This is a genomic window from Pseudomonas sp. SWI36, from assembly GCF_002948105.1.
GTDB lineage: Bacteria > Pseudomonadota > Gammaproteobacteria > Pseudomonadales > Pseudomonadaceae > Aquipseudomonas > Aquipseudomonas alloputida.
The window spans coordinates 1,253,426-1,277,507 of sequence record NZ_CP026675.1; the positions used below are offsets into that span (position 1 = coordinate 1,253,426).

Here is a 24,082-nt window from a genome sequence, read left to right on the forward strand (position 1 = left end):
ACGAAGAGTACCCTGATGTTCGAACTCGATTTTTACGGGACACTTGTAGCCGCCTCTTTGGTACTGCTACTGGGACGCGGCCTGGTTGCACGCATTGGTTTCCTGCGCGCATACAATATCCCGGAGCCTGTTGCAGGCGGCCTGGTCGTTGCCTTGTCACTCCTGGCATTGCGCAGTTTCGATGTACACGTCCAATTTGATACCTCGTTGCAAACACCGTTGATGCTGGCATTCTTCGCTACCATCGGCTTGAGTGCAGACTTCGCAAGCCTGAAGAAGGGTGGACGGGTGGTCGCCGTATTCCTTCTGGTGGTGACGGGTTTGCTAATGGTTCAGAACGCCATGGGCATCGGCCTGGCAACAGCATTGGGGCTCGACCCGCTGATGGGCCTGCTGGCCGGTTCGATCAGCTTGTCGGGTGGCCACGGCACAGGCGCTGCCTGGGGCGCGACCTTCACTGAGCGGTTCGGCCTGGCTTCGGCTTCGGAACTGGCAATGGCCTCTGCCACTTTCGGCCTGGTGTTGGGCGGTTTGATTGGTGGCCCAGTCGCCCGGTTGCTGATCAAACGGGTCGAAACGCCTGGGGTGCAAGAAGAAGCACCGCAATTACCCAAAGGCTTTGAACAACCGGACAAAGAGCGCCTGATCACCTCGTTTTCATTTATAGAAACCTTGGCACTTATTGCTGTCAGCTTACTGACCGGTACCTTACTTAATGGCTTGTTGAAAGGCACAGCATTCGAACTGCCGACATTTGTTTGCGTACTCTTCGTCGGCGTACTGTTGCGCAATGGGCTTCGGGCTTTAGGTGTTTACAAAGTATTCGAACGGGAAGTGTCGGTACTGGGCAATGTGAGTTTGTCCCTGTTCCTGGCCATTGCCTTGATGTCGCTCAAGTTGTGGGACCTGGCAGCCCTGGCGTTACCCTTCTTTACCTTGTTGGCCGCACAGACACTGGTCATGGCGCTATTCGCAATCTTCGTGACGTTCAAGGTAATGGGGCGCAACTACGATGCAGCAGTCCTCGCCGCCGGCCACTGTGGCTTCGGCCTGGGTGCTACACCGACAGCCATCGCCAACATGCAAGCGGTGACACAACGCTATGGTGCCTCGCACCTCGCCTTCCTGGTGGTGCCGATGGTGGGGGCGTTCTTCATCGACATCATCAATGTCATCGTGATCAAGCTGTACCTGGCATTGCCTTGGTTTGTTGCGGGTTAAGCGAGGTCACGAAACTGTGAAGCCAGGGCAAGCTATCAAAACTTCGTTCTGAGTTGCGTGGGGCCTGCCGGTACAGCCTACCAACGCAGCATGCGGGGGCCCCACCAGGCACCGAGTACCGTCGGCACGAGCATGCCGAGGACATACCACACACCCCAGAACGGCACGCCCATTTCCGGGCAATGCAGGCAGTAGGCCACCGTTGCGCTCGAGCCCGCCAGCAGGCCACCGGCAGCACCTGCCAGCCGCAACCGGGTCGGCGCCAGGCCTTTCAGCGCCCAGAACACGGTGACAAAGGCCGGCACCGACAGCAACGCGATATTCAGTGCGCAGGTACGCCATGTGCGCCCGAACAACAGGTCGGCGCGCGCCTCCACAGGCGCCCCGGCGATACTCACCGCCGCCCCGCACCAGACAAGCAGCAGTGGCAAGCCAAGCATCTTCCAGCCTGCAGCGCCCTTCCCTCCTGGCCTGGCCAAGCGGCTCGTCACCCACAGCCCGATCAACGCCAAGCTGGTTGGAAAGGCGACTTTGCCCCAGAACAGCGGGGTTTGTGCGACCTCTGTGATATCACTGCGTACACCGTAAAGGGTAATAGTCAGCAGCAGTGCTGCGGTCAGCCCGCCCAGCACAGCCACTGCCATCCGCCTGCCAACGGCGTGGCGCGGCACTGGCCCTTCGCCTGCGGCCAGCAAGGCAATCAAATCGTCAGTCTTCATGGTTGTTGGCTCCTCCAATCAGCCTGGATAGCGCTTTCAGACCTCGATGTATCCCAACCTTTACCGCTGAACTGGAAAGCCCGGTAAGTTGTGCCGTCTCTTCGACAGACAACCCCTCCAGCTTGACATGAACAATCGGCAGTCGTTGCCGCTCTGGCAGCTGTTTGAGCAGCTTGGTCAGGTCTCGGCTGGCCTCGGCTGATTCAACCTCCGAGACGGCAAACAGTTGCGCATCATCGTCCAGCACATCATGCCGGGCGTCGCGACGTGAAACACTTCGCAGATGATCCGCCAGCTTGTAACGGGCAATCGCCTGCACCCAGGCAGTCAAAGGCTGCTGCGGCTGGTAAGTGTGGCGCGCGTTATGCACCGCCAGTAGCACATCCTGCACCATGTCCTCTATCTCGGCCGGGCGCCTGCTCAGACGGCTGCGCAGAAACGCACGTACATGCAGCGCAAGCGTGCCAAGAAAATCCTGATAGGCCAGCTGGTCGCCTGTCAGCCCCCGAAGCAACAGTGCTTTCAACCGGGCCTCGCGAGCCTCGAGCTCATCCTGTGAGTTAGTTCGCTGCATGGGTCGCCTGGGTTACACCCTGAATACAATTGACTTGATTCATCCGCTCCCGCCGTGTGGCACGCAGGTGCTGCAAATATGCCATGCCCTTGGCTTCAACATCAGGTCGTGAAGAGACGCCCTGAAAAAATTTCTTCCAAGGCTGTAACCCGTTTTACGCGAGGCACGAACTACTCCATGAGCCGCCGGTATAGACCACGGCCACACTCTCAGGAGATTGACCATGAAAACCCTCGCCCTCACCACCGCAGCACTCGCGCTTGCCACGCTTGCAGGCGCCGCCATGGCGGCCGACAGCACGCAACCCGCAGGCAATAGCGCTGCCATGGAAAAATGCTACGGCGTCGCCATGGCAGGAAAGAACGATTGCAAGGCCGGTGCCGGCACCAGCTGCGCCGGCAGTGCGAAGAAGGACTACGACGGCATGCACTGGAAAAACGTCCCCGCCGGCACCTGCACATCGATCAAGACACCCGCCGGCATGGGCTCGCTGACACCTATCAAGTCTTGATCAGGGGAAACCGACCATGAACACAGACGCACGAATGGGCGCCGGAGTCAGCCTGAAGGCCGAGCACTACGACCAGGCGCTGGCGTGCAATCTCGAAGGGCTCTGGTTTGAAGTTCACCCGGAGAACTACATGGTCGGTGGCCCTCGCCTTGCCTGGCTGAACCGAATCGCAGAGCGGCACCCGGTCTCATTGCATGGTGTAGCACTTTCGCTTGCGGCTGACGCGGCCCCCGATCAGCACCATCTGCAGCGTCTGCGCGCACTGTGCGATCAGACCGAACCGGTACTGGTATCAGAGCACCTGGCCTGGTCAACCTGGCAGGGGCACTACCATCCAGACCTGCTGCCATTTCCGCGCAGCAACGAAGCTCTGCAGCGCATCGCTGAAAACATCCAGCGATGCCAGGAGGTTTTGGGCCGGCGGATATCCATCGAAAACCCCAGTCATTATTTGCAGCTGCAGGGCCATGACTGGGACGAGATCGACTTTCTTGGCGAACTGACACGTCGCACCGGTTGTGGTCTGTTGCTGGACATCAACAACGTCTACGTGAGCGCTCACAATCTGGGGTTCTCGGCAACTGCCTACCTGGATCGCTTTCCAGCGCAAGCCATCACAGAAGTTCATCTGGCCGGGCACAGCAACGATGACCAAGGCAGCCTGTTGATCGACTCTCATGATGCGCAGGTGGCCGAGCCTGTATGGGCGCTGTACCGCAAACTGGTTTCCCGTGTAGGCCCGCGCCCGACCCTCATTGAACGTGACGACAAGCTTCCCCCGTTCACCGAACTGCTTGCTGAACGGTCCATTGCACAGTCGATCATGACTTGCCCAGGTGTATTGCCATGAACCTTTCCCTTGGTCAGTTCCAGCAAGCGTTCATCGAGGCACTCTATTCCCGTCCCGCTCCCCAGCTTTCGGGCGTGACCGAACAAGCGGCGTTCGCGGTTTATCGCAACACGGTGTTGGCCGGCTGCGTGGATGCGCTTCGCGCAAACTTTCCGAGCGTGTGCACACTCGTCGGGCGCACCTGGATGGATGAGACCGCGGCAATCTATGCGCGGCAATTCCCCCCCAGCGATCCCCGGTTGATCTGCTACGGCGCGACCTTCCCGGATTTCCTCGAAGACATTCAGTCACAGCACGCTGTGCCGTATCTGGCAGAAGTCGCTCGCCTGGACCTGCGTTGGACAGAAGCCTTCAGTGCGCCGTACGAAACGTGCCTGAACCTTGTCGAACTGGCAGGCATGACCCCCAGCGATCTTGATCACGGTTGCTTGCACCCCCGTGCCAGTGCTCGCTGGTACTGGTGCGAGGCGCACCCTGTGTACACCCTGTGGCGCTGCGCCCGCGAGCAGGTTGCCTGGCCCGATGACCAGCCATGGGTGGGCGAAGGGGTGCTGTTTGTCGGCACCGCTGATGGCGTATGCCACCAGCCACTGGGAAAAGGTGGCCATGCGTTCCTCAAGGCCTGTGCTGCCGGACAGTCGCTGATGCAGGCCTCGGACCTGGCGCGACACGCTGAAACCGACCTGGATTTCACCGAGATGCTCGGGCGCCTGATGACGGCCCAGGCTTTTCGCTCACTCGCCTTCACAGGAGAACACCACCATGGCTAGTGCCGATTTCACACCTCCGGCCAGCAGCCTGCGGCGCGCCTGGAACCACGTTGCACAGAGCCTCGAGCGCCGTTTGAGCGATGACCTGTTGTGCCTGGTCGCCCGGTTCGGGATCGCCTCGATATTCTTTCTCTCCGGACGCACCAAAGTGGAGGGTTTCCTCACCCTTACACCCGGCACCTATGAGCTGTTCCGCACCGAGTACGCGGTGCCTCTACTCTCGCCCTGGCTTGCAGCGCACCTGGCCGCCTACGCTGAGCACTTGTTCCCGCTATTGCTGGTGCTCGGGCTGATGACCCGGCTATCGGCGCTGGCACTGCTGGGCATGACGTTGGTGATCGAAGTGTTCGTCTACCCCGATGCGTGGCCCACCCACCTGACCTGGGCAGGGCTCTTGCTGCTCCTGGTTGCCCGAGGTGCCGGCGCGTTTTCGCTGGATCATCTGCTGAAAGTGAGATGACCGAAGGCCATTGGCACCTCGGCTGTCCAGGCACCACATGTATCGTTTTCGCTACGTCGTAGCGAAAACGATACACACCCTCCTCGCCGTGGGTGCACAAGGGTTTGATGCTCAAACCCTTTTCCTCCCATAGGCACCTGTAACGATATCATTCCACACGAAAAATACGGCTTCTCCGACAATTTACGTAATCTATTGATAAATAAGAAGTTTTATAGGTTGGCCGCATTATTGCTAAGGGAATCCTACCCTAAGAGCGCGGCGCCACCGCGCCCCCAACGCCCTGCTTCCCGAGGATTCCCCATGAGCGAGTTGCGTTTCACTGAAGATCACGAATGGCTGCGCGTCGAAGCCGATGGCAGCATCACCGTGGGCATCACCGCCTACGCCCAGAATGCCCTTGGCGACGTGGTTTTCGTGCAACTGCCAGAGTTGCAGCAGTATGAAAAAGGCAACGAAGCGTCCACCGTCGAATCGGTCAAGGCCGCCAGCGGCGTGTACATGCCACTGACGGGTGAAGTGGTCGAGGTCAACGGCCAGCTCGAAGACAGCCCTGAACTGGTCAACGAAGACCCGATGGGCGAAGGCTGGTTCTTCCGCTTCATCCCTGCCGATGCAGAAGCCGTAACCGCTCTGCTCGACCAGGACGCCTACGACCGCCTGCTCAAAGCCAACGACGACGCCTGAGGAATCCCGCCATGACCATCAACCTCGGCACCGCCAACGAATTCATCGCCCGTCACATAGGCCCGCGCGCCGCTGACGAACAGGCCATGCTCACTGCACTGGGCTTCGACTCGCTGGACGCCATGACCGCTGCGGTCATCCCCGACAGCATCAAGGGTACCAGCGTGCTTGGCTCGCACGACGGCCAGAGCGAGGCCGACGCGCTCGCTGCGCTCAAGGCCATCGCTGGCAAGAACCAGCTGTTCAAAAGCTACATCGGCCAGGGCTACTACAACACCCACACTCCGGCACCGATCCTGCGCAACCTGCTGGAAAACCCGGCCTGGTACACCGCCTACACCCCGTATCAGCCAGAAATTTCCCAAGGCCGCCTGGAAGCGCTGCTGAACTTCCAGACCCTGATCAGCGACCTCACCGGCCTGCCGATCGCCAACGCCTCCTTGCTCGACGAAGCCACTGCTGCGGCCGAGGCCATGACCTTCTGCAAGCGCCTGTCGAAGAACAAGTCCAGCCATGCCTTCTTCGCCTCCGTGCACTGCCACCCGCAAACCCTCGACGTGCTGCGCACCCGTGCCGAGCCGCTGGGTATCGAGGTTGTGGTTGGCGACGAGCGCGAGCTGGGCGATGTCAGCGCCTTCTTCGGCGCCCTGCTGCAATACCCTGCCAGCAACGGTGAAGTGTTCGACTACCGCGAGGTCGTGCAGCGCTTCCACGCGGCCAACGCCCTGGTCGCCGTAGCGGCAGACCTGCTGGCCCTGACCCTGCTGACCCCACCGGGCGAATTCGACGCCGACGTGGCCATCGGCAGCGCCCAGCGCTTCGGCGTGCCACTGGGCTTCGGTGGCCCGCACGCGGCTTACTTCGCCACCCGCGACGCGTTCAAGCGCGACATGCCTGGCCGCCTGGTCGGCGTGTCGATCGACCGCTTCGGCAAAACCGCCCTGCGTCTGGCCATGCAGACCCGCGAGCAGCACATCCGCCGCGAAAAGGCCACCAGCAACATCTGCACCGCCCAGGTGCTGCTGGCCAACATCGCCAGCATGTTCGCCGTGTACCACGGCCCTGCCGGCCTCAAGCGCATTGCCGAGCGCACCCACGCCCTGACCGCGATCCTCGCCGCCGGCCTGAAGGCGCTGGGCGTACAAGTGGTGGGCGCCAGCGCCTTCGATACCCTGACCCTGGCCACCGGCACTGCCACCGCCAGCCTGCATGACAAGGCACGCGCCCAGGGCATCAACCTGCGCCAGATCGATGCCGCCCATGTGGGCCTGTCCCTGGACGAAACCAGCACTCAGGCTGACGTCGAGTCGCTGTGGCAGCTGTTGGGTGGCGAGCAGGCACAGCCTGATTTCACCGCACTGGCCGCCAGCACCGGTTCCCTGCTGCCTGCCGCCCTGCTGCGCCAGTCGGCCATCCTCGAACACCCGGTGTTCAACCGCTACCACAGCGAAACCGAGCTGATGCGCTACCTGCGCCGCCTGGCCGACAAGGACCTGGCGCTGGACCGCAGCATGATCCCGCTGGGCTCCTGCACCATGAAGCTGAACGCCGCCAGCGAAATGATCCCGGTCACCTGGGCCGAGTTCGGCAACCTGCACCCGTTCGCTCCGGCCGAGCAGAGCCAGGGCTACCTGCAGATGACCACCGAACTGGAGGCCATGCTGTGCGCGGCCACTGGCTATGATGCCGTGTCGCTGCAGCCCAACGCCGGCTCGCAGGGCGAATACGCCGGGCTGTTGGCGATCCGCGCCTACCACCGCAGCCGTGGTGAAGGCCATCGCGATATCTGCCTGATCCCGTCGTCGGCCCATGGCACCAACCCGGCCACCGCACACATGGCTGGCATGCGTGTCGTGGTTACCGCCTGTGACGCCCGTGGCAACGTCGATGTCGAGGACCTGCGCGCCAAAGCCATCGAGCACCGCGAGCGCCTGGCCGCAATCATGATCACCTACCCGTCGACCCACGGCGTGTTCGAGGAAGCGATCGGCGAAATCTGCGCGATCATCCACGACAACGGCGGCCAGGTGTACATCGATGGCGCCAACATGAACGCCATGGTCGGACTGTGCGCGCCAGGCAAGTTCGGCGGCGACGTTTCCCACCTGAACCTGCACAAGACCTTCTGCATCCCGCACGGTGGTGGTGGCCCGGGTGTTGGCCCGATTGGCGTCAAGTCGCACCTGGCACCGTTCCTGCCAGGCCATGCACAGCTGGAAAACACCCAGGGCGCGGTATGCGCTGCGCCGTTCGGTAGCGCCAGCATCCTGCCAATCACATGGATGTATATCCGCATGATGGGCGGTGCCGGCCTCAAACGTGCCTCGCAGATGGCAATCCTCAACGCCAACTACATCGCCCGCCGCCTGGAAGAGCACTATCCTGTTCTGTATACCGGCGGTAACGGCCTGGTGGCTCACGAGTGCATTCTCGACCTGCGCCCACTGAAGGACACCAGCGGCATCAGTGTCGACGACGTGGCCAAGCGGTTGATCGACTTCGGCTTCCACGCCCCGACCATGTCCTTCCCGGTGGCTGGCACGCTGATGATCGAACCGACCGAAAGCGAGTCCAAAGAAGAACTGGACCGCTTCTGCAACGCAATGATCCAGATCCGCGAAGAAATCCGCGCGGTGGAGGACGGTAGCCTGGACAAGGACGACAACCCGCTGAAAAACGCACCGCACACTGCGGCTGAGCTGGTTGGCGAATGGACCCATGGCTACAGCCGCGAGCAGGCGGTATACCCCCTGGCGAGCCTGGTGGAAGGCAAGTACTGGCCGCCGGTCGGCCGCGTCGACAACGTGTTCGGCGACCGCAACCTGGTGTGCGCCTGTCCGTCGATCGAGAGCTATCAGGACGCCTGATAGCCCCTCCCCGCCACCTGGCTTGGGTGGCGGGCTCTGTGTAGGCGCGGGTCTACCCGCGAATGCGATGGTGGCTATATCGCCGCATTCGCGGGTAAACCCGCGCCTACAGGGCTCAATGTCCACCCAACAACCTGGCAGGAGGTCCACATGTCACTGAGCGTCTTCGACCTGTTCAAGATCGGCATCGGCCCCTCCAGCTCCCACACGGTCGGCCCGATGCGCGCCGCTGCGCGGTTTGCCGAAGGGCTGCGCCGTGACGGCCTGCTGGCCCGCACCGCCAGCGTCAAAGCCGAGCTGTATGGCTCACTGGGCGCCACAGGCAAAGGCCACGGCAGTGACAAAGCCGTGCTGCTGGGCCTTGAAGGCGAACACCCGGACATTATCGACACCGACAGCATTCCCGCCCGCCTGCAGGTCATCCGCGACAGCGGACGCATCAACCTGCTGGGCGAACACAGCATTGCGTTCATCGAAAAGCAGCACCTGGCGATGATCCGCAAGCCGTTGGACTACCACCCCAACGGCATGATATTTCGCGCCTTCGACGACGCAGGCCTGCAAATCCGAAGCCGCGAGTATTACTCGGTAGGCGGTGGTTTCGTGGTCGACGAGGACGCTGCCGGCCATGACCGCATCGTCGAAGACACCACGGTGCTGGCCTATCCGTTCAAGACCGCCAAGGCGCTCCTCGGCCACTGCACCGCGCATGACCTGTCGGTGAGCCAGGTGATGCTGGCCAACGAGTCCGCCTGGCGCCCAGAAGCAGAAACCCGGGCCGGGCTGCTGCGCATCTGGCAGGTGATGCAAGATTGCGTCGCGGCAGGTTGCCAGCATGAGGGCATATTACCGGGAGGGCTCAAGGTCAAACGCCGCGCGCCGGCCCTGTACCGCCAACTGAGCGGCCACCCGGAAGCCAGCCTGCGTGACGCCCTGTCTGTGCTCGACTGGGTCAACCTCTACGCCTTGGCGGTGAACGAGGAAAACGCCTACGGCGGTCGTGTGGTCACCGCCCCTACCAACGGCGCAGCGGGCATCGTCCCGGCAGTCCTTCACTACTACATGCGCTTCGTCCCGGGGGCCAGCGAGGACGGGGTGGTGCGCTTTCTGCTCACCGCCGCAGCCATCGGCATCCTGTACAAGGAGAACGCCTCCATCTCCGGCGCCGAAGTGGGCTGCCAGGGCGAGGTCGGCGTCGCCTGCTCGATGGCCGCCGGGGCGCTGTGCGAAGTGATGGGCGGCAGCGTGCAGCAGGTGGAGAACGCCGCCGAAATAGGCATGGAACACAACCTGGGCCTGACCTGCGACCCGATCGGCGGCCTCGTACAGGTGCCCTGTATCGAGCGCAATGCGATGGGCTCGGTGAAGGCCATCAACGCGGTACGCATGGCCCTGCGCGGCGACGGGCAGCACTACGTGTCGCTGGACAAGGTCATCCGCACCATGCGCCAGACCGGCGCCGACATGAAAAGCAAATACAAAGAGACCGCCCGTGGCGGCCTGGCCGTCAACATCATCGAATGTTGACCCGACAATGACAGCAAGGAGTCATCGATGTCCGAAACACTGCTCAAGACCCCACTGCATGCCCTACATCTGGAACTGGGTGCACGCATGGTGCCGTTCGCCGGCTACGACATGCCGGTGCAGTACCCGCTGGGCGTGCTCAAGGAACACCTGCACACCCGCGAGCAGGCCGGCCTGTTCGACGTCTCGCACATGGGCCAGATCATTCTGCGTGGCGCTGACGCCGCCAAGGCGCTGGAAAGCCTGGTACCGGTGGACATCATCGACCTGCCGGTGGGCATGCAGCGCTATGCCATGTTCACCAATGAGCAAGGCGGCATTCTCGACGACCTGATGGTTGCCAACCTGGGCGAGGACACCCTGTTCCTGGTCGTCAACGCCGCCTGCAAGGAGCAGGACCTGGCTCACCTGCAAACCCACATCGGCAGCCGTTGCGAGGTGCAGCCGCTGTTCGAGGAGCGTGCCCTGCTCGCCCTGCAAGGCCCGGCTGCAGTCAAGGTGCTGGAACGACTGGCTCCAGAAGTGGCCGGCATGACCTTCATGCAGTTCCGCCGGGTAAAACTGCTGGGTGTGGACTGCTTCGTAAGCCGCTCGGGCTACACCGGCGAAGACGGCTACGAGATCTCGGTACCGGTCAACGCTGCCGACGCCTTGGCCCGCCGCCTGCTGGCCGAGCCGGAAGTACAGCCGATCGGCTTGGGCGCACGCGACTCGCTGCGCCTGGAAGCTGGCCTGTGCCTGTATGGCCACGACATGAACAGCGAGACTACGCCGGTCGAAGCCAGCCTGCTGTGGGCAATTTCCAAGGTGCGCCGTGCCGACGGTGCACGTGCTGCCGGCTTCCCGGGTGCCGAGGCGATCTTCGCCCACGTGCGCGATGGTGTTGCGCGCAAACGTGTCGGCCTGTTGCCGCAGGAGCGTACGCCTGTTCGTGAAGGTGCGGACATTGTCGACGCAAACGATAAACCGGTGGGTAAAGTGTGCAGCGGGGGCTTTGGCCCGACACTCGCTGCCCCTGTCGCCATGGGTTATATCGATAGTGAACATGCTGCACTCGACACCGCACTGTTTGCCGTGGTGCGTGGAAAGAAGGTGGCCTTGAAAGTCAGTAAAATGCCTTTCGTGACACCACGTTACTACCGTGGCTGAAACGGCTTTGTGAAGGTTTTGGGCAGCATAGACATATTCGTTTTCGAACCTGCCCAATAACTTTTGAACATGGCGCCAGGCCAGGCGCCATGCCGTTTCCGACAAATCGGTCGGTTATCGGCAAGCCGCCAGTTTTCCATACGACCAAGGGCTTGTTTTTCGCTCGGGAGTTGGCGTAGAGTCACTGCACTGTGTTTGCATGGGTCGCAACAGTTCGTGACCTGGGCCAGTAGCCGAGATTTGCTACAACCCGTTCGACGTCTCTTACTTCCTGCAACCCAGCCCAGTAATCTTTCGCTTACAAAAAAGTGCGAAAGTAACTGTCATCAAAATTTAAGTTTCATAGGAAATAAGACAATGGCTGAGCGTCAGAAGGGTACCGTCAAGTGGTTCAATGACGAAAAAGGTTACGGCTTCATCACCCCAGAAAGCGGTCCGGATCTCTTCGTTCACTTCCGCGCTATCGAAGGCAACGGCTTCAAGAGCCTGAAAGAAGGCCAGCAAGTCACCTTCGAAGCAGTCCAAGGCCAGAAAGGCATGCAGGCTGACAAGGTTCAACCTGTCTGATCCAGCGCCAGACTTTGAAAAGCCCCTGCCAAGTGCAGGGGCTTTTTTTTGCCCGTAGAATAGTGGGCTCGTCTTTTGGAGCGTCCTGCATGTCCAAGCCTCTACTCACTCCCCAGGGGGATTTTCCACCGGTCGGCCTGGGCCGGCGCCTGGCAGCGATGTTCTATGACTTTCTACTGTGCACCGCACTGCTGATCGTGACCGCCGGCGCCTACAAGATGATTCAGATGTCGATCATCGGCGAAGCCCGCATGCGCGAGCTGACCGAGGCCGGCGCACTGGATGGCGACCCATTGCTGTCTACGGTATTGCTGTTTGCCCTGTTCGGCTTCTTTGCCAAGTTCTGGACCCACGGCGGGCAGACGCTGGGTATGCAGGTATGGGGCGTTCGGGTGCAGAATGCCGATGGCTCGGCCATCAGCCTGTGGCAGGCGCTGTTGCGGTTCGTCGTGTCGATCGCCTCGTGGCTGTGCCTGGGGCTGGGTTTTTTCTGGGTGCTGATCGACAAGCGCAAGCGCGGTTGGCATGACATTTATTCGGAAAGCCAGCTGGTGCGGGTGCCGAAACAGAAGAAATAAGCCAGAGGATTGGAGTTGCCTTCGGGCCCTTTCCTGATGCCTGCGTGGTACCTGTGGGCGCGGGTTTACCCGCGAACGGGCCGGGCCAGATCAACACCCACGAAAAAGCCGACCCTGAGGTCGGCTTTCTTGTGCAGCTCAGGCTATTACCCTGCCCGGCGCAACAACCACACACCGGCCAAGGCACAGATGCCCGCCGGTATCACCACCGCCAGCAGCGGCGGGAAGCCGAATACCTGGCTCGAAGGCCCAAGCAGGTCCTGGCCAATACGAAACACAAAGCCCACCAGTACACCCGTGAACACGCGCTGGCCAAGGGTTACCGAACGCAGCGGGCCAAAGATGAACGAGATCGCCATCAGCACCAGGGCCGCCGTTACCATCGGCTGCAGCACCTTGGTCCAGAACGCCAGCCAGTAGCGGGAGTTGTTCAGGCCCTGATCAGACAAGTAGTGGATGTAATCCCACAACCCGGTAATCGAAAGCGACTCTGGCGCGAGGATCACGGTATTGAGCAGTTCTGGCGTAAGCGAAACATCCCAGCGCTCCTCCGGCGCGTTGACCACCTCGGTGTGGTCGCCGCGGAAGTAGGTGGTACGCACATCGGCGAGCAGCCAGTGGTCGTTCTGGTACTGCGCACGGCGGGCAAAGCTCGAGGTGACAATCTTGCGCTCGCTGTCGAAGCGGTAGCGGGTCACGCCCAGCAGCAGGCCATCGGGCTGTACGGCGTTGATGTGCACGTACTCCTCGCCCTGGCGGTGCCACATGCCACGTTTGGAGCTTTGTGCTTCACCACCACCCTGGGCCAGGGAACGGTCGGCCTGGGCCTTGTTCTCGGTCACCGGTGCCACATATTCGCCAATCAGCAGCCCCACCAGCATCAGCACCAGCATCGGCTTCATCACCGCCCAGACGATACGGCCGATGGACACGCCTGCCGCACGCATGATGGTCAGCTCGCTGCTGCTGGCCAGACTGCCCAGGCCGATCAGGCAACCGATCAGGGCGGCCATTGGCAGCATTTCATACAGCCGCCGAGGTGCGGTAAGCAGGACAAAGTTGCCCGCTTCCATCACCGTGTAGGTGTCACTCAGGTCGCCCATTTCATCGATGAAGGCGAAAAGCGAAGCCAGGCCGAGGATGATCCCCAGCACGGCCAGGATGGCCAGCAGCACGCTCTGGCCGATGTAGCGATCGAGCTTAGCCATGGGCCACCTCCGCACGGCGGGCGGCACGTTTGAGGCGCAGCGGCTCCCAGTACATCAGGCCAAGGCCGATCAGCAGGAACAGGCCGTGGACCCACCACATGCCCAGGGCGATCGGCAGTTTGCCCTTCTCGAGGGCGCCGCGTACGGAAATCAGCATTGTCAGGTAGGCCATGTACAGAAGAATTGCCGGCAGCAGCTTGAGGAAGCGGCCCTGGCGCGGGTTGACCCGCGACAGTGGCACCGCCAGCAGGGTGACGACGAACACCAGGATCGGCAGCGACAACCGCCATTGCAGCTCGGCGCGCTCACGCAGGCCCTCCTTGCCGATCAGTTCGGAGGTGGGAAGCGCTTCGCGCTCGGTCACTTCCTCGGCGACTTCCGGCTTGGGCAGCAGCACGCCGTAGGTGTCGTACTTGATGGCGCGGTAGTCGGCCTGGCCCGGGTTGCCGTCGTAGCGGTAACCGTTTTCCAGCACCAGGTAGCGGTTGCCGTCGGCCTGGATTTCCTGGTGGCCTTTCTCGGCGACCAGCACCGAGGGGGCGCGGTCCTTGGTCTTGTCCTGGTTGAAGCGCTTCTCGGAGATGAACACCCCGCCCAGATTGATGCGGTCATCCGACAGTTGCTCGGTATAGGTTACCCGCGAGCCATCACGCAAGGTCTGGAAGCGGCCCGGCACCAAGGTGTCGAACTCGGTCAGGGCATCCTGCTGGCTGATGATCTGCTGCACCTGGGCAACGCCCAGGGGGGCCAGGCTCAGGCTCAGCCAGGCCACCAGCAGGGCAACCAGGGCAGCCGGCGCCATGGTCATGCCCAGCAGGCGCTGCTGGCTCATGCCTGTGGCCGACAGCACGGTCATCTCGCTTTCCAGGTACAGGCGCCCGTAAGCCAGGAGGATGCCGAGGAACAGCCCCAGAGGCAGGATCAGTTGCAGGAAGCCTGGCAAGCGGAAGCCCATGATCAGGAACAACACGCCCGGGTCGAGCACGCCCTGGGCAGCCTGGGCCAGGTACTTGATGAAGCGCCCGCTCATGATGATCACCAACAGCACAGCGCTGACGGCGCTCAAGGTGACCAGGACCTCGCGGGACAGATAACGAAAGACGATCAAACCAGACACTCCTGGGTTGTCAGGGCGGACTGCCATGCAATGGCGCCAAACAATGACTTAGTACATCCAAGACCAATGCCGGTTCGCCAAAGGCGAACCTCCATGTAAAGTGCGCGCATTATCCTGTGATTGACCGCCCCTGTCACTTGGCCGCGTACGAAGGCGCACATCGGGGTTGTCAGCACGCTTGCCACAGGCTCAAACTGGCAGCTTTTCCGCTGGTGCGCGACGACGCGGCCAGGCCCGTCCAGAGCGCTGGAACACACAGCGCCATACGTATCGATCATTCGGGGATCCTGACATGGAACTGGTTGTAAAAAGCGTAGCTGCTGCATCCGTAAAAACCGCCACACTGGTCCTTCCGGTAGGTGAAAACCGCAAGCTCGGCGCTGTTGCCCAGGCTGTCGACCAGGCCTGCGAAGGCGCCATCAGCGCCGTGCTCAAGCGCGGCGACCTGGCCGGCAAGCCGGGCCAGACCCTGCTGCTACAGAACCTTCCGGGCCTGAAGGCCGAGCGCGTGCTGCTGGTGGGCAGCGGCAAGGAAGAAGCCCTGGGCGACCGCGCCTGGCGCAAACTGGTGGCCAGTGTCGCTGGCGTGCTCAAGGGCCTGAACGGCGCTGACGCAGTACTGGCCCTGGACGATATCGCGGTCAGCAACCGCGACGCCCATTACGGCAAGTACCGCCTGCTGGCCGAAACCCTGCTGGACGGCGAATATGTGTTCGACCGTTTCAAGAGCCAGAAAGCAGAGCCGCGCGCGCTGAAAAAGGTCACCCTGCTGGCCGACAAAGCCGGCCAGGCCGAAGTCGAGCGTGCGATCAAGCATGCCAGCGCCATCGCCAGCGGCATGGCCTTCACCCGCAACCTCGGCAACCTGCCGCCCAACCTTTGCCACCCAAGCTACCTGGCCGAACAGGCCAAGGAGCTGGGCAAGGCGCACAAGGCCCTCAAGGTTGAAGTGCTGGACGAGAAAAAGATCAAGGACCTGGGCATGGGCGCGTTCTACGCCGTGGGCCAGGGCAGCGACCAGCCGCCACGCCTGATCGTGCTCAATTACCAGGGCGGCAAAAAGGCCGACAAGCCATTCGTGCTGGTGGGTAAAGGCATTACCTTCGACACCGGCGGCATCAGCCTCAAGCCAGGCGCCGGCATGGATGAAATGAAGTACGACATGTGCGGCGCCGCCAGCGTGTTCGGCACCCTGCGTGCAGTGCTCGAGCTGCAACTGCCGATCAACCTGGTGTGCCTGCTGGCCTGCGCCGAGAACATGCCAAGCGGCGGTGCCACCCGCCCAGGTGACATCGTCACCACCATGAGCGGCCAGACCGTGGAAATCCTCAACACCGACGCTGAAGGCCGTCTGGTGCTGTGCGACACCCTGACCTACGCCGAGCGCTTCAAGCCGCAGGCGGTCATCGACATCGCCACCCTGACCGGCGCCTGCATCGTCGCCCTGGGCAGCCACACCTCCGGCCTGATGGGCAATAACGACGACCTGGTCGGGCAGTTGCTCGATGCCGGCAAGCGCGCCGACGACCGTGCCTGGCAGTTGCCGCTGTTCGAGGAATACCAGGAGCAACTGGACAGCCCGTTCGCCGACATGGGCAACATCGGTGGGCCGAAGGCCGGTACGATCACCGCGGGTTGCTTCCTGTCGCGCTTCGCAAAAGCCTACAACTGGGCGCACATGGACATTGCCGGTACCGCCTGGGTCAGTGGCGGCAAGGACAAAGGCGCCACTGGCCGCCCGGTACCTCTGCTGACCCAGTACCTGCTGGACCGCGCTGGCGCCTGAAGCCGTGAAGCCGGTGGTGCCTTGCGCGCCACCGGCCGGCGATTCCCACCATGAGCAAAGTCGACTTCTACATTCTGCCCACCGACTCGCTGTCGGCGCGGCTCGATTTCGCCTGCAAGCTGTGCGAGAAGGCCTGGCGCCTCGGCCACCGGGTCTATCTGCACTGCCAGGATGCCGAACAGCGCAGTGAACTGGACCAACGCCTGTGGCGCTTCAAGGGCGAGGCCTTCGTGCCCCACGACCTCGCCGAGGTGCATGCCGATGCTGACGTGGTTCTGGGCCTGGCTGACAACGCCGGCGAGCACCACGGTCTGCTGATCAACCTCGGCGCCAGCGTGCCGGGCTTTGTCGGGCAGTTCGAGCGGGTGGCCGAAATCGTTGTTGAAGAGCCGGCTATCCGCCAATCAGCCCGTGAGCGATTCCGTTTCTACCGCGAACAGGGCTATGCTCTGCAAGACCACCGCTTACAGCGACTTTGACGACGATGGACAAGCCCTCCCCTTTGCCCGATTCCGCCCATCTGCTCGATGACCTCGAGTCGATCCGTCAGCTGCTTGGCGACGCCGACCTGCAACCGCCACTGCTCACCGAGACGGTAGAGCAGATTCCGTTGCTGCTGGACGAAGCCGCCAGCGACCCCGCGGCGCCCGCCGAACCGGTAGCTGCCGAACCCGAGGACGACCCGCAGACCCGCCGCCAGGACACCCTGCTGCACCTGGAAAGCGAGCTGCGCGCCGCAGCGCAGATGATCATGCAGGACGTGATCAACGACTTTACCCCGCATATCGAGAACGAAATCAAGCGCCGGCTGGATGCGCGGATCGAGCGGCTGATCAAGCGTTCCGAGTAGAACCGGCAACGGTGTCGCCTGCTTCGCGGGCGCGCCCGCTCCCACAGGTTCGAAGCCTACGCTTTGCCCGCGAAACAGGCGACACTGTTCCGACAGTTGTCAGCAGCTTGTCGCCTGCGGCCCCCAGCTTGGTTATACTTCCCGGCTTTCCCGAATAAATGCACAGGGTCCCGCCGCGCATGGATAAGACCTACCAGCCGCACGCAATCGAAACTTCCTGGTACAACACCTGGGAGTCCGAAAACTATTTCGCTCCACAAGGTGCAGGCGAGTCCTACACCATCATGATCCCGCCGCCGAACGTAACCGGCAGCCTGCACATGGGCCACGGGTTCAACAACGCGATCATGGACGCCCTGATCCGTTTCCGCCGCATGCAAGGCCGCGACACCCTGTGGCAGCCAGGCACCGATCACGCGGGTATCGCCACGCAGATGCTGGTCGAGCGCCAACTTGAAGCCAAAGGCCAGAACCGTCATGACCTGGGCCGCGAAAAGTTCCTGGAAAAAGTCTGGGAATGGAAGGATCAGTCCGGTGGCAACATCAGCCGCCAGATTCGCCGCCTGGGCTCGTCGGTTGACTGGAGCCGCGAGCGCTTCACCATGGACGACGGCCTCTCCGAAGCGGTAAAAGAAGCGTTCGTGCGCCTGCATGAAGACGGCCTTATCTACCGCGGCAAGCGCCTGGTCAACTGGGACACCAAGCTGCACACGGCCATCTCCGACCTCGAAGTGGAAAACCACGACGAGAAAGGCCACCTGTGGAACCTGCGCTACCCGCTGGCCGACGGCGCCAAGACCGCCGAAGGCCAGGACTACCTGGTAGTTGCCACCACGCGTCCGGAAACCCTGCTGGGTGACGCTGCCGTGGCAGTCAACCCGAACGACGAACGCTATCAGGCACTGATCGGCAAATTCGTCGAACTGCCGTTGGTCGGCCGCCGCATCCCGATCATCGCCGATGACTACTGCGACCCCGAGTTCGGTACCGGTTGCGTGAAGATCACACCGGCCCACGACTTCAACGACTACGAAGTCGGCAAGCGTCACAACCTGCCGCTGCTGAACATCTTCGACAAGAACGCCTTCGTGCTGGCCAGCGCCCAGGCCTTCAACCTCGACGGCAGCGTTAACGAGCAGGTCGACACCCGACTGCCGGCCCAGTACGCCAACCTTGACCGCTTTGTCGCGCGCAAGCAGATCGTCGCCGACCTGGACGCCCAGGGCCTGCTGGTCAGCATCGACGACCACGCCCTGAAAGTGCCGAAAGGCGACCGCTCCGGCACGGTCATCGAGCCGTGGCTGACCGACCAGTGGTACGTTTCCACCAAGCCGCTGGCAGAGCCTGCCATCGCCGCCGTGGAAGATGGCCGCATCCAGTTCGTGCCCAAGCAATACGAGAACATGTACTTCTCCTGGATGCGCGATATCCAGGACTGGTGCATCAGCCGCCAGCTGTGGTGGGGCCATCGCATTCCTGCGTGGTACGACGAGGCCGGCCAGGTCTACGTTGGCCGCAACGAGGAAGAAGTGCGCACCAAGCACAAGCTGGGCGCCGACGTGGTCCTGCGTCAGGATGACGACGTACTCGACACCTGGTTCAGCTCGGGCCTGTGGACATTCTCCACCCTGGGCTGGCCGGAACAGACCGAATTCCTCAAGAAGTTCCACTCCACCGACGTGCTGGTGACTGGCTTCGACATCATCTTCTTCTGGGTTGCGCGCATGATCATGCTGACCATGCACCTGATCAAGAACGAAGACGGCACCCCGCAGGTACCGTTCAAGACCGTGTACGTGCACGGCCTGGTACGTGATGGCCAAGGCCAGAAGATGTCCAAGTCCAAGGGCAACGTGCTGGACCCGCTGGACATCGTCGACGGCATCACCCTCGACGCCCTGCTGGAAAAACGCACCAGCGGCATGATGCAGCCCAAGCTTGCCGAGAAGATCGCCAAGCAGACCAAGGCCGAGTTCCCCGAAGGTATTGCCAGCTACGGCACCGACGCCCTGCGCTTCACCTTCTGCTCGCTGGCCTCGACAGGCCGCGACATCAAGTTCGACATGGGCCGCGTCGAAGGCTACCGCAACTTCTGCAACAAGATCTGGAACGCTGCCCGCTACGTGCTGGACAAGGGCGAAGACTGCGGCCAGAACGGCGAAGCCTACGAGCTGTCGCTGGCCGACCGCTGGATCATCTCGCAGCTTCAGCGTACCGAAGCCGAAGTAACCCGCCAGCTGGAGCAGTTCCGCTTCGACCTGGCCAGCCAGGCGCTGTACGAGTTCATCTGGAACCAGTACTGCGACTGGTACCTGGAGCTGTCCAAACCGGTACTGTGGGACGAAAACGCCCCGGTAGAGCGCGCCCGCGGCACCCGCCGCACCCTGGTGCGCGTACTGGAAGTGGCACTGCGTCTTGCGCATCCGTTCATGCCGTTCATCACCGAAGAAATCTGGCAGCGCATCGCGCCGCTGGCCGGCATCGACGGCAAGACCATCATGCTGCAGCCATGGCCAGTGGCCAACGAAGCGCGCATTGACGCCGCTGCCGAAGGCGACATCGAGTGGCTGAAAGAGTTGATGGTCGGCCTGCGCAATATCCGCGCCGAAATGAACATCGGCCCCGGCAAGCCACTGCCGCTGTTCCTGAAGAACGCCAATGCCGACGACCAGCGCCGACTGCAGGAAAACGAAGCGCTGCTGAAGAAGCTGGCCAAGGTCGAGTCGTTCACCGTACTGGGTGATGCCGACGAAGCGCCGCTGTCCGCTACCGCCCTGGTGGGTGACCTGCAAGTGCTGGTGCCAATGGCCGGGCTGATCGACAAGGATGCCGAGCTGGCGCGCCTGAACAAGGAAATCCAGCGTCTGCAAGGTGAAGTGCAACGTGTTGGCGGCAAGCTGTCCAACGCAGCCTTCGTCGACAAGGCCCCGCCTGCGGTGATCGAGAAGGAACGCGCCAAGCTGGCCGAGTCCGAACAGGCCCTGGCCAACTTCACCGAGCAGCATGCGCGGATTGCAGCGCTGTAATCACTAGAGAGACCGTTGGGGCCGCTGCACGGCCCTTTCGCGACACAAGGCCGCTCCCACAGGACGGCGCCAACCTTCAAGGCGCCACCACCCTGTGGGAGCGGCCTTGTGTCGCGAAAGGGCTGCGTAGCAGCCCCAGGGTCTTCAAGCCACCGCTCGTATAGGGCTGGACACTGCCATGACCCCGAACAAACCCACCCTGCACCCGCGCAACCGCCACCAGGGTCGCTACGACTTCCCCAGCCTGATCAAGGCCCACCCTGATCTGGCCCGTTTCACCATCACCAACCCCCACGGCAAGCCCAGCATCGACTTTGCCAACCCCGAAGCCGTCCGCGTGTTCAACCGTGCACTGCTCAAGGCCCAGTACGGCATCCAGCACTGGGACATCCCAGCCGATTACCTGTGCCCGCCCATTCCTGGCCGTGCCGACTACATCCATGTAGCCGCCGATCTGTTGGCCGATGACAATGCCGGCGACGTCCCAAGGGGCGCGCCAGTGCGCGCGCTGGACATCGGCGTGGGGGCCAACTGCATCTATCCACTGCTGGGCTACAGTGACTACCGCTGGCGCTTCCTCGGCTCGGACATCGACCCGGTGGCGCTGGCCTCGGCCAAGGCTATCGTCCAGGCCAATGGCCTGGGCAAAGCCATTACCCTGCGCCAGCAGGCCAACCGAGCGCACATCCTCAGCGGCCTGCTGCAGGAGGGCGAACGCTTCGACCTGACCCTGTGCAACCCGCCCTTCCATGCCTCACGCGACGAAGCCACCCGCGGCAGCCAGCGCAAATGGAAGAACCTCGGCAAACAGGATCCCAAACGCAAGCTGCCCGTGCTGAACTTCGGTGGCCAGAACAATGAACTGTGGTGCGAGGGTGGCGAAATCCGCTTTGTCACCCAGCTGATCGGCGAAAGCGTGCAGTACGCCGAACGGGTACTTTGGTTCACCAGCCTGGTGTCCAAGGCCAGCAACCTGCCGGGCATCGAAGCCGCGTTGAAGAAGTCCGGCGCCAAGGCCGTACGCATCATTGAGATGGGCCAGGGGCAGAAACAGAGCCGCATGGTCGCCTGGAGCTTCCTTGACGACGCCGCACGCCAGGCCTGGCACGCCCAGCGTAAATCACAGGCATGAAAAAACCGCGCCCGGGCAAGCCGGGCGCGGTTTCGTCAAAGCAACAATTACTTGTTGATGGCGTCGGTCAGCACTTTGGCTGGAACGAACTTGACGACTTTCTTGGCAGCGATTTCGATGGCAGCGCCAGTCGAAGGGTTGCGGCCGGTACGGGCAGGACGCTCGGAGACTTTCAGCTTGCCGATGCCTGGCAGAGTGATTTCAGCGCCGTTTTCCAGTTGGTCAGCAACGATCTGGCCCAGTTGCTCCAGAGCGTTCTTGGCGGTGGCTTTTGGCGCGGCGATCGATTCGGCGATGTCGGCAATCAGTTGGTCTTTGGTCAATGCCATGGTGGTGTTCCTTCCCTATCAAATTCGATGGTTAAGCAGCGGACTACGACGTTATCGGGCCAGCCCCTTGAAATGGAGGGCCGCGCCAATTGCGTATGTAGATACGAAAATCGGCGTTTGGTTCGACACGACGAAAGCTTGCTGCCAGCAATGCGCACACGAGGGGCGCAAGACCGCGCAAAACTACCACATGAATGGATAAATATCCGCTTCGCACTTTGATTAAATGCAGGTTTTTCGGGGGTTTCAGCTGAAAACACAGAAAATTGAACAAAAAACGAACAACCGACATATCTGCCAACATACGGCCACTGCATCACCTCAGGTCTAGGTTAAACTTGGCAACTTTTGCAGCTCGCCGAGAATTCCATGCCAATCCGTCATTGCATCGTTCACCTGATCGACAAAAAGCCCGATGGCAGCCCCGCCGTACTGCATGCTCGCGACTCCGAACTGGCTGCCTCCGATGCCATCGAAAACCTCCTGGCCGACCTCAATGACAGCTACAACGCCAAGCAAGGCAAGGCCTGGGGCTTTTTCCACGGCGAATCGGGCGCCTACCCGCTGAGCGGCTGGCTGAAGCAGTACCTGGATGAAGAAAAAGACTTCACCGCCTTCAGCCGCGTGGCTGTCGAGCATCTGCAGAAGCTGATGGAAGAGTCCAACCTGTCCACCGGCGGCCACATCCTGTTTGCCCACTATCAGCAAGGCATGACCGAGTACCTGGCGATCGCCCTGCTGCACCATAGCGAAGGCGTGGCGGTGAATGCCCAGCTCGACGTGACCCCTTCCCGTCACCTCGACCTTGGCCAGCTGCACCTGGCAGCACGCATCAACCTGTCGGAGTGGAAGAACAACCAGAACTCCAGGCAGTATATTTCGTTCATCAAGGGCAAGAACGGCAAGAAGGTATCGGATTACTTCCGCGACTTCATCGGCTGCCAGGAAGGCGTCGACGGCCCGGGCGAAACCCGCACCCTGCTCAAGGCCTTCAGCGATTTCGTCGAAAGCGAAGACCTGCCGGAAGAATCCGCCCGCGAAAAGACCCAGACCCTGGTCGAGTACGCCACCACCCAGACCAAGCTGGGCGAGCCGGTGACGCTCGAAGAGCTGTCCAGCCTGATCGACGAAGACCGCCCCAAAGCGTTCTACGACCACATCCGCAACAAGGACTACGGCCTGTCGCCGGAAATTCCTGCTGACAAACGCACCCTCAACCAGTTCCGCCGTTTCACCGGGCGTGCCGAGGGGCTGTCGATCAGCTTCGAGGCACATCTGCTGGGGGACAAGGTGGAGTATGACGAAGCGGCGGGGACCTTGATCATCAAGGGGCTGCCGACAACCTTGGTGGATCAGCTGAAGCGGCGCAAGGACTGATTTCGCCCAAGCCGCCAAAGGAGGCCACCAGTGCCTCCTTCGCCGACTTGCGCAGCCGTTTCACCAACCGCTCCTGGCGCAGGGCCGCGCTCTTGTCCGGCCACTGCTCCACATACACCAGCGCCTGGGCCGGGCTGGTCTTGAAATAGCGGGCGCCCTGCCCTTTCTGATGCGCGGCGAACCGACGCTGCGGGTCATCGCTGATGCCGCAATACAACGAGCCATTGGCAGCCCTTACCAGATAGACAAACCAGGGCTTACCAACGGCAGGTTCGACGACTTCACTCACCCTGGGCCTGCTGGAATGCGCGCAACCCCTTGAATGCCTGCAGGCGGACCTTGTTCTGCATCAGCGGCGACCACCCCAGCAGCATTCCAGGAACACCCAACGCTTGCCGCGACCAGCGCCACAGGTCAAAGGTGTCGTCATGCTGGCAAATCAGCCCATCACGAATGACAAAGCGTGCCTGGATATCGTTGACCACAACACGGCCGGTCTGGCTGAACAGGTAGGTAGCCACCCAGTGCGCGCTGCCACTGTGCTCATCTGCGCGTATGCTGTCGAATGTCAGGGTGAAGTTCTTGGCGCGGGTGGTGAGCATCCGCCACATATCGCCTGCGTCCTTGCCGCGCAGGGTGCCGAACACCGGGTCGCTGAAAACGATATCGTTGTTGTAGCAGGCCAGCATGGCGTCGGCATCCAGGCGCTGGAAAGCCTGGTAGAAACGGGTGATCAGGGCGCGGTTGGCATCGCTCATTGGGGGCTGGTCCGTCCTA

General features: G+C 61.9%; 24 protein-coding genes. 17 read left to right on the top strand and 7 right to left on the bottom strand.

Going from position 1 to position 24,082, the window contains the following annotated elements:
- Window positions 1–15 precede the first annotated feature (15 nt).
- On the top strand, window positions 16–1,221 hold the full coding sequence (gltS, locus tag C4Q27_RS06160) for a sodium/glutamate symporter (protein ID WP_020189901.1): 1,206 nt from the start codon (window positions 16–18) through the stop codon (window positions 1,219–1,221).
- 77 nt (window positions 1,222–1,298) lie between these two features.
- On the opposite strand, the gene C4Q27_RS06165 is transcribed toward gltS, so the two are convergent.
- Both C4Q27_RS06165 and C4Q27_RS06170 read right to left on the bottom strand, forming a co-directional pair.
- Window positions 1,299–1,940: a DUF1109 domain-containing protein gene (locus C4Q27_RS06165; RefSeq protein WP_064493356.1), complete on the bottom strand. Its 642-nt coding sequence runs from the start codon at window positions 1,938–1,940 to the stop codon at window positions 1,299–1,301.
- Entirely contained in the window at window positions 1,930–2,514 is a 585-nt protein-coding gene (locus C4Q27_RS06170) for a sigma-70 family RNA polymerase sigma factor (protein ID WP_003255081.1), read from the bottom strand. Before C4Q27_RS06170 ends, C4Q27_RS06165 begins: the two co-directional genes overlap by 11 nt.
- Before the next feature lie 223 nt (window positions 2,515–2,737).
- Here C4Q27_RS06170 and C4Q27_RS06175 point away from each other — a divergent pair, with 223 nt between their 5' ends.
- From C4Q27_RS06175 to C4Q27_RS06220, 10 genes are all read left to right on the top strand, one after another.
- A complete protein-coding gene (locus tag C4Q27_RS06175) occupies window positions 2,738–3,025 on the top strand; it encodes a DUF2282 domain-containing protein (protein WP_064493355.1) in 288 nt (95 codons plus the stop codon).
- Window positions 3,026–3,041: 16 nt separating this feature from the next.
- Window positions 3,042–3,875 (top strand): DUF692 domain-containing protein, encoded by an 834-nt coding sequence (locus C4Q27_RS06180; RefSeq protein WP_064493354.1) that lies wholly within the window; start codon window positions 3,042–3,044, stop codon window positions 3,873–3,875.
- Entirely contained in the window at window positions 3,872–4,645 is a 774-nt protein-coding gene (locus C4Q27_RS06185; protein WP_104886632.1) for a DNA-binding domain-containing protein, read from the top strand. Before C4Q27_RS06180 ends, C4Q27_RS06185 begins: the two co-directional genes overlap by 4 nt.
- The gene (locus C4Q27_RS06190; protein WP_064493353.1) at window positions 4,638–5,105 is read left to right on the top strand and encodes a DoxX family protein; all 468 of its coding nucleotides are present in this window, start codon (window positions 4,638–4,640) and stop codon (window positions 5,103–5,105) included. The genes C4Q27_RS06185 and C4Q27_RS06190 overlap by 8 nt, the downstream gene beginning before the upstream one ends.
- A gap of 303 nt (window positions 5,106–5,408) precedes the next feature.
- A complete protein-coding gene (gene gcvH / locus C4Q27_RS06195) occupies window positions 5,409–5,792 on the top strand; it encodes a glycine cleavage system protein GcvH (protein ID WP_104886633.1) in 384 nt (127 codons plus the stop codon).
- 11 nt (window positions 5,793–5,803) lie between these two features.
- A complete protein-coding gene (gcvP, locus tag C4Q27_RS06200; protein ID WP_003255089.1) occupies window positions 5,804–8,659 on the top strand; it encodes an aminomethyl-transferring glycine dehydrogenase in 2,856 nt (951 codons plus the stop codon).
- Window positions 8,660–8,809: 150 nt separating this feature from the next.
- A complete protein-coding gene (locus tag C4Q27_RS06205; RefSeq protein ID WP_003255090.1) occupies window positions 8,810–10,186 on the top strand; it encodes an L-serine ammonia-lyase in 1,377 nt (458 codons plus the stop codon).
- 27 nt (window positions 10,187–10,213) lie between these two features.
- Window positions 10,214–11,335 carry a glycine cleavage system aminomethyltransferase GcvT gene (gcvT, locus tag C4Q27_RS06210; protein ID WP_104886634.1) on the top strand — a complete coding sequence of 374 codons (1,122 nt, stop codon included), beginning with the start codon at window positions 10,214–10,216 and terminating at the stop codon, window positions 11,333–11,335.
- A gap of 357 nt (window positions 11,336–11,692) precedes the next feature.
- Window positions 11,693–11,902, top strand: coding sequence for a cold-shock protein (locus C4Q27_RS06215; RefSeq protein ID WP_014589840.1), 210 nt, complete (start codon window positions 11,693–11,695; stop codon window positions 11,900–11,902).
- An 89-nt stretch (window positions 11,903–11,991) separates the two neighbouring features.
- Window positions 11,992–12,480, top strand: a complete 489-nt coding sequence (locus C4Q27_RS06220) for an RDD family protein (protein ID WP_003255094.1) — start codon at window positions 11,992–11,994, stop codon at window positions 12,478–12,480.
- 146 nt (window positions 12,481–12,626) lie between these two features.
- Here C4Q27_RS06220 and lptG read toward each other — a convergent pair whose 3' ends face one another.
- Complete coding sequence (gene lptG / locus C4Q27_RS06225; RefSeq protein ID WP_010952171.1) at window positions 12,627–13,688, bottom strand: LPS export ABC transporter permease LptG; 1,062 nt, start codon at window positions 13,686–13,688, stop codon at window positions 12,627–12,629.
- Window positions 13,681–14,796 (bottom strand): LPS export ABC transporter permease LptF, encoded by a 1,116-nt coding sequence (gene lptF, locus C4Q27_RS06230; protein ID WP_004575655.1) that lies wholly within the window; start codon window positions 14,794–14,796, stop codon window positions 13,681–13,683. Before lptF ends, lptG begins: the two co-directional genes overlap by 8 nt.
- Window positions 14,797–15,097: 301 nt before the next feature.
- Between lptF and C4Q27_RS06240 the strand changes: the two genes are divergently transcribed.
- The 5 genes from C4Q27_RS06240 to rlmF all read left to right on the top strand — a co-directional run bounded on the left by C4Q27_RS06240 (window position 15,098) and on the right by rlmF (window position 21,599).
- Complete coding sequence (locus C4Q27_RS06240; protein WP_104886635.1) at window positions 15,098–16,591, top strand: leucyl aminopeptidase; 1,494 nt, start codon at window positions 15,098–15,100, stop codon at window positions 16,589–16,591.
- A gap of 50 nt (window positions 16,592–16,641) precedes the next feature.
- Window positions 16,642–17,070: a DNA polymerase III subunit chi gene (locus tag C4Q27_RS06245; RefSeq protein ID WP_010952168.1), complete on the top strand. Its 429-nt coding sequence runs from the start codon at window positions 16,642–16,644 to the stop codon at window positions 17,068–17,070.
- A 5-nt stretch (window positions 17,071–17,075) separates the two neighbouring features.
- Complete coding sequence (locus tag C4Q27_RS06250; protein ID WP_003255102.1) at window positions 17,076–17,441, top strand: hypothetical protein; 366 nt, start codon at window positions 17,076–17,078, stop codon at window positions 17,439–17,441.
- 179 nt (window positions 17,442–17,620) lie between these two features.
- Entirely contained in the window at window positions 17,621–20,467 is a 2,847-nt protein-coding gene (locus C4Q27_RS06255) for a valine--tRNA ligase (protein ID WP_104886636.1), read from the top strand.
- Window positions 20,468–20,645: 178 nt separating this feature from the next.
- A complete protein-coding gene (gene rlmF / locus C4Q27_RS06260; protein WP_104886637.1) occupies window positions 20,646–21,599 on the top strand; it encodes a 23S rRNA (adenine(1618)-N(6))-methyltransferase RlmF in 954 nt (317 codons plus the stop codon).
- Between the two features lie 47 nt (window positions 21,600–21,646).
- On the opposite strand, the gene C4Q27_RS06265 is transcribed toward rlmF, so the two are convergent.
- A complete protein-coding gene (locus tag C4Q27_RS06265; RefSeq protein WP_003255106.1) occupies window positions 21,647–21,928 on the bottom strand; it encodes an HU family DNA-binding protein in 282 nt (93 codons plus the stop codon).
- A 369-nt stretch (window positions 21,929–22,297) separates the two neighbouring features.
- Between C4Q27_RS06265 and yejK the strand changes: the two genes are divergently transcribed.
- Complete coding sequence (gene yejK / locus C4Q27_RS06270) at window positions 22,298–23,305, top strand: nucleoid-associated protein YejK (RefSeq protein ID WP_010952163.1); 1,008 nt, start codon at window positions 22,298–22,300, stop codon at window positions 23,303–23,305.
- Here yejK and C4Q27_RS06275 read toward each other — a convergent pair.
- Together C4Q27_RS06275 and C4Q27_RS06280 are read right to left on the bottom strand one after the other, a co-directional pair.
- A complete protein-coding gene (locus C4Q27_RS06275; RefSeq protein ID WP_064493187.1) occupies window positions 23,253–23,594 on the bottom strand; it encodes a GIY-YIG nuclease family protein in 342 nt (113 codons plus the stop codon). The genes yejK and C4Q27_RS06275 overlap by 53 nt on opposite strands.
- A complete protein-coding gene (locus C4Q27_RS06280; RefSeq protein ID WP_104886638.1) occupies window positions 23,587–24,063 on the bottom strand; it encodes a nuclear transport factor 2 family protein in 477 nt (158 codons plus the stop codon). Before C4Q27_RS06280 ends, C4Q27_RS06275 begins: the two co-directional genes overlap by 8 nt.
- Window positions 24,064–24,082 lie beyond the last annotated feature (19 nt).

What these genes read in the sequence shown, in the direction of transcription:
- gltS (WP_020189901.1), top strand. Translation starts at nt 16, where the DNA reads ATGTTCGAACTCGATTTTTACGGGACACTTGTAGCCGCCTCTTTGGTA.
- C4Q27_RS06165 (WP_064493356.1), bottom strand. Translation starts at nt 1,940, where the DNA reads ATGAAGACTGACGATTTGATTGCCTTGCTGGCCGCAGGCGAAGGGCCA.
- C4Q27_RS06170 (WP_003255081.1), bottom strand. Translation starts at nt 2,514, where the DNA reads ATGCAGCGAACTAACTCACAGGATGAGCTCGAGGCTCGCGAGGCCCGG.
- C4Q27_RS06175 (WP_064493355.1), top strand. Translation starts at nt 2,738, where the DNA reads ATGAAAACCCTCGCCCTCACCACCGCAGCACTCGCGCTTGCCACGCTT.
- C4Q27_RS06180 (WP_064493354.1), top strand. Translation starts at nt 3,042, where the DNA reads ATGAACACAGACGCACGAATGGGCGCCGGAGTCAGCCTGAAGGCCGAG.
- C4Q27_RS06185 (WP_104886632.1), top strand. Translation starts at nt 3,872, where the DNA reads ATGAACCTTTCCCTTGGTCAGTTCCAGCAAGCGTTCATCGAGGCACTC.
- C4Q27_RS06190 (WP_064493353.1), top strand. Translation starts at nt 4,638, where the DNA reads ATGGCTAGTGCCGATTTCACACCTCCGGCCAGCAGCCTGCGGCGCGCC.
- gcvH (WP_104886633.1), top strand. Translation starts at nt 5,409, where the DNA reads ATGAGCGAGTTGCGTTTCACTGAAGATCACGAATGGCTGCGCGTCGAA.
- gcvP (WP_003255089.1), top strand. Translation starts at nt 5,804, where the DNA reads ATGACCATCAACCTCGGCACCGCCAACGAATTCATCGCCCGTCACATA.
- C4Q27_RS06205 (WP_003255090.1), top strand. Translation starts at nt 8,810, where the DNA reads ATGTCACTGAGCGTCTTCGACCTGTTCAAGATCGGCATCGGCCCCTCC.
- gcvT (WP_104886634.1), top strand. Translation starts at nt 10,214, where the DNA reads ATGTCCGAAACACTGCTCAAGACCCCACTGCATGCCCTACATCTGGAA.
- C4Q27_RS06215 (WP_014589840.1), top strand. Translation starts at nt 11,693, where the DNA reads ATGGCTGAGCGTCAGAAGGGTACCGTCAAGTGGTTCAATGACGAAAAA.
- C4Q27_RS06220 (WP_003255094.1), top strand. Translation starts at nt 11,992, where the DNA reads ATGTCCAAGCCTCTACTCACTCCCCAGGGGGATTTTCCACCGGTCGGC.
- lptG (WP_010952171.1), bottom strand. Translation starts at nt 13,688, where the DNA reads ATGGCTAAGCTCGATCGCTACATCGGCCAGAGCGTGCTGCTGGCCATC.
- C4Q27_RS06240 (WP_104886635.1), top strand. Translation starts at nt 15,098, where the DNA reads ATGGAACTGGTTGTAAAAAGCGTAGCTGCTGCATCCGTAAAAACCGCC.
- C4Q27_RS06245 (WP_010952168.1), top strand. Translation starts at nt 16,642, where the DNA reads ATGAGCAAAGTCGACTTCTACATTCTGCCCACCGACTCGCTGTCGGCG.
- C4Q27_RS06250 (WP_003255102.1), top strand. Translation starts at nt 17,076, where the DNA reads ATGGACAAGCCCTCCCCTTTGCCCGATTCCGCCCATCTGCTCGATGAC.
- C4Q27_RS06255 (WP_104886636.1), top strand. Translation starts at nt 17,621, where the DNA reads ATGGATAAGACCTACCAGCCGCACGCAATCGAAACTTCCTGGTACAAC.
- rlmF (WP_104886637.1), top strand. Translation starts at nt 20,646, where the DNA reads ATGACCCCGAACAAACCCACCCTGCACCCGCGCAACCGCCACCAGGGT.
- C4Q27_RS06265 (WP_003255106.1), bottom strand. Translation starts at nt 21,928, where the DNA reads ATGGCATTGACCAAAGACCAACTGATTGCCGACATCGCCGAATCGATC.
- yejK (WP_010952163.1), top strand. Translation starts at nt 22,298, where the DNA reads ATGCCAATCCGTCATTGCATCGTTCACCTGATCGACAAAAAGCCCGAT.
- C4Q27_RS06280 (WP_104886638.1), bottom strand. Translation starts at nt 24,063, where the DNA reads ATGAGCGATGCCAACCGCGCCCTGATCACCCGTTTCTACCAGGCTTTC.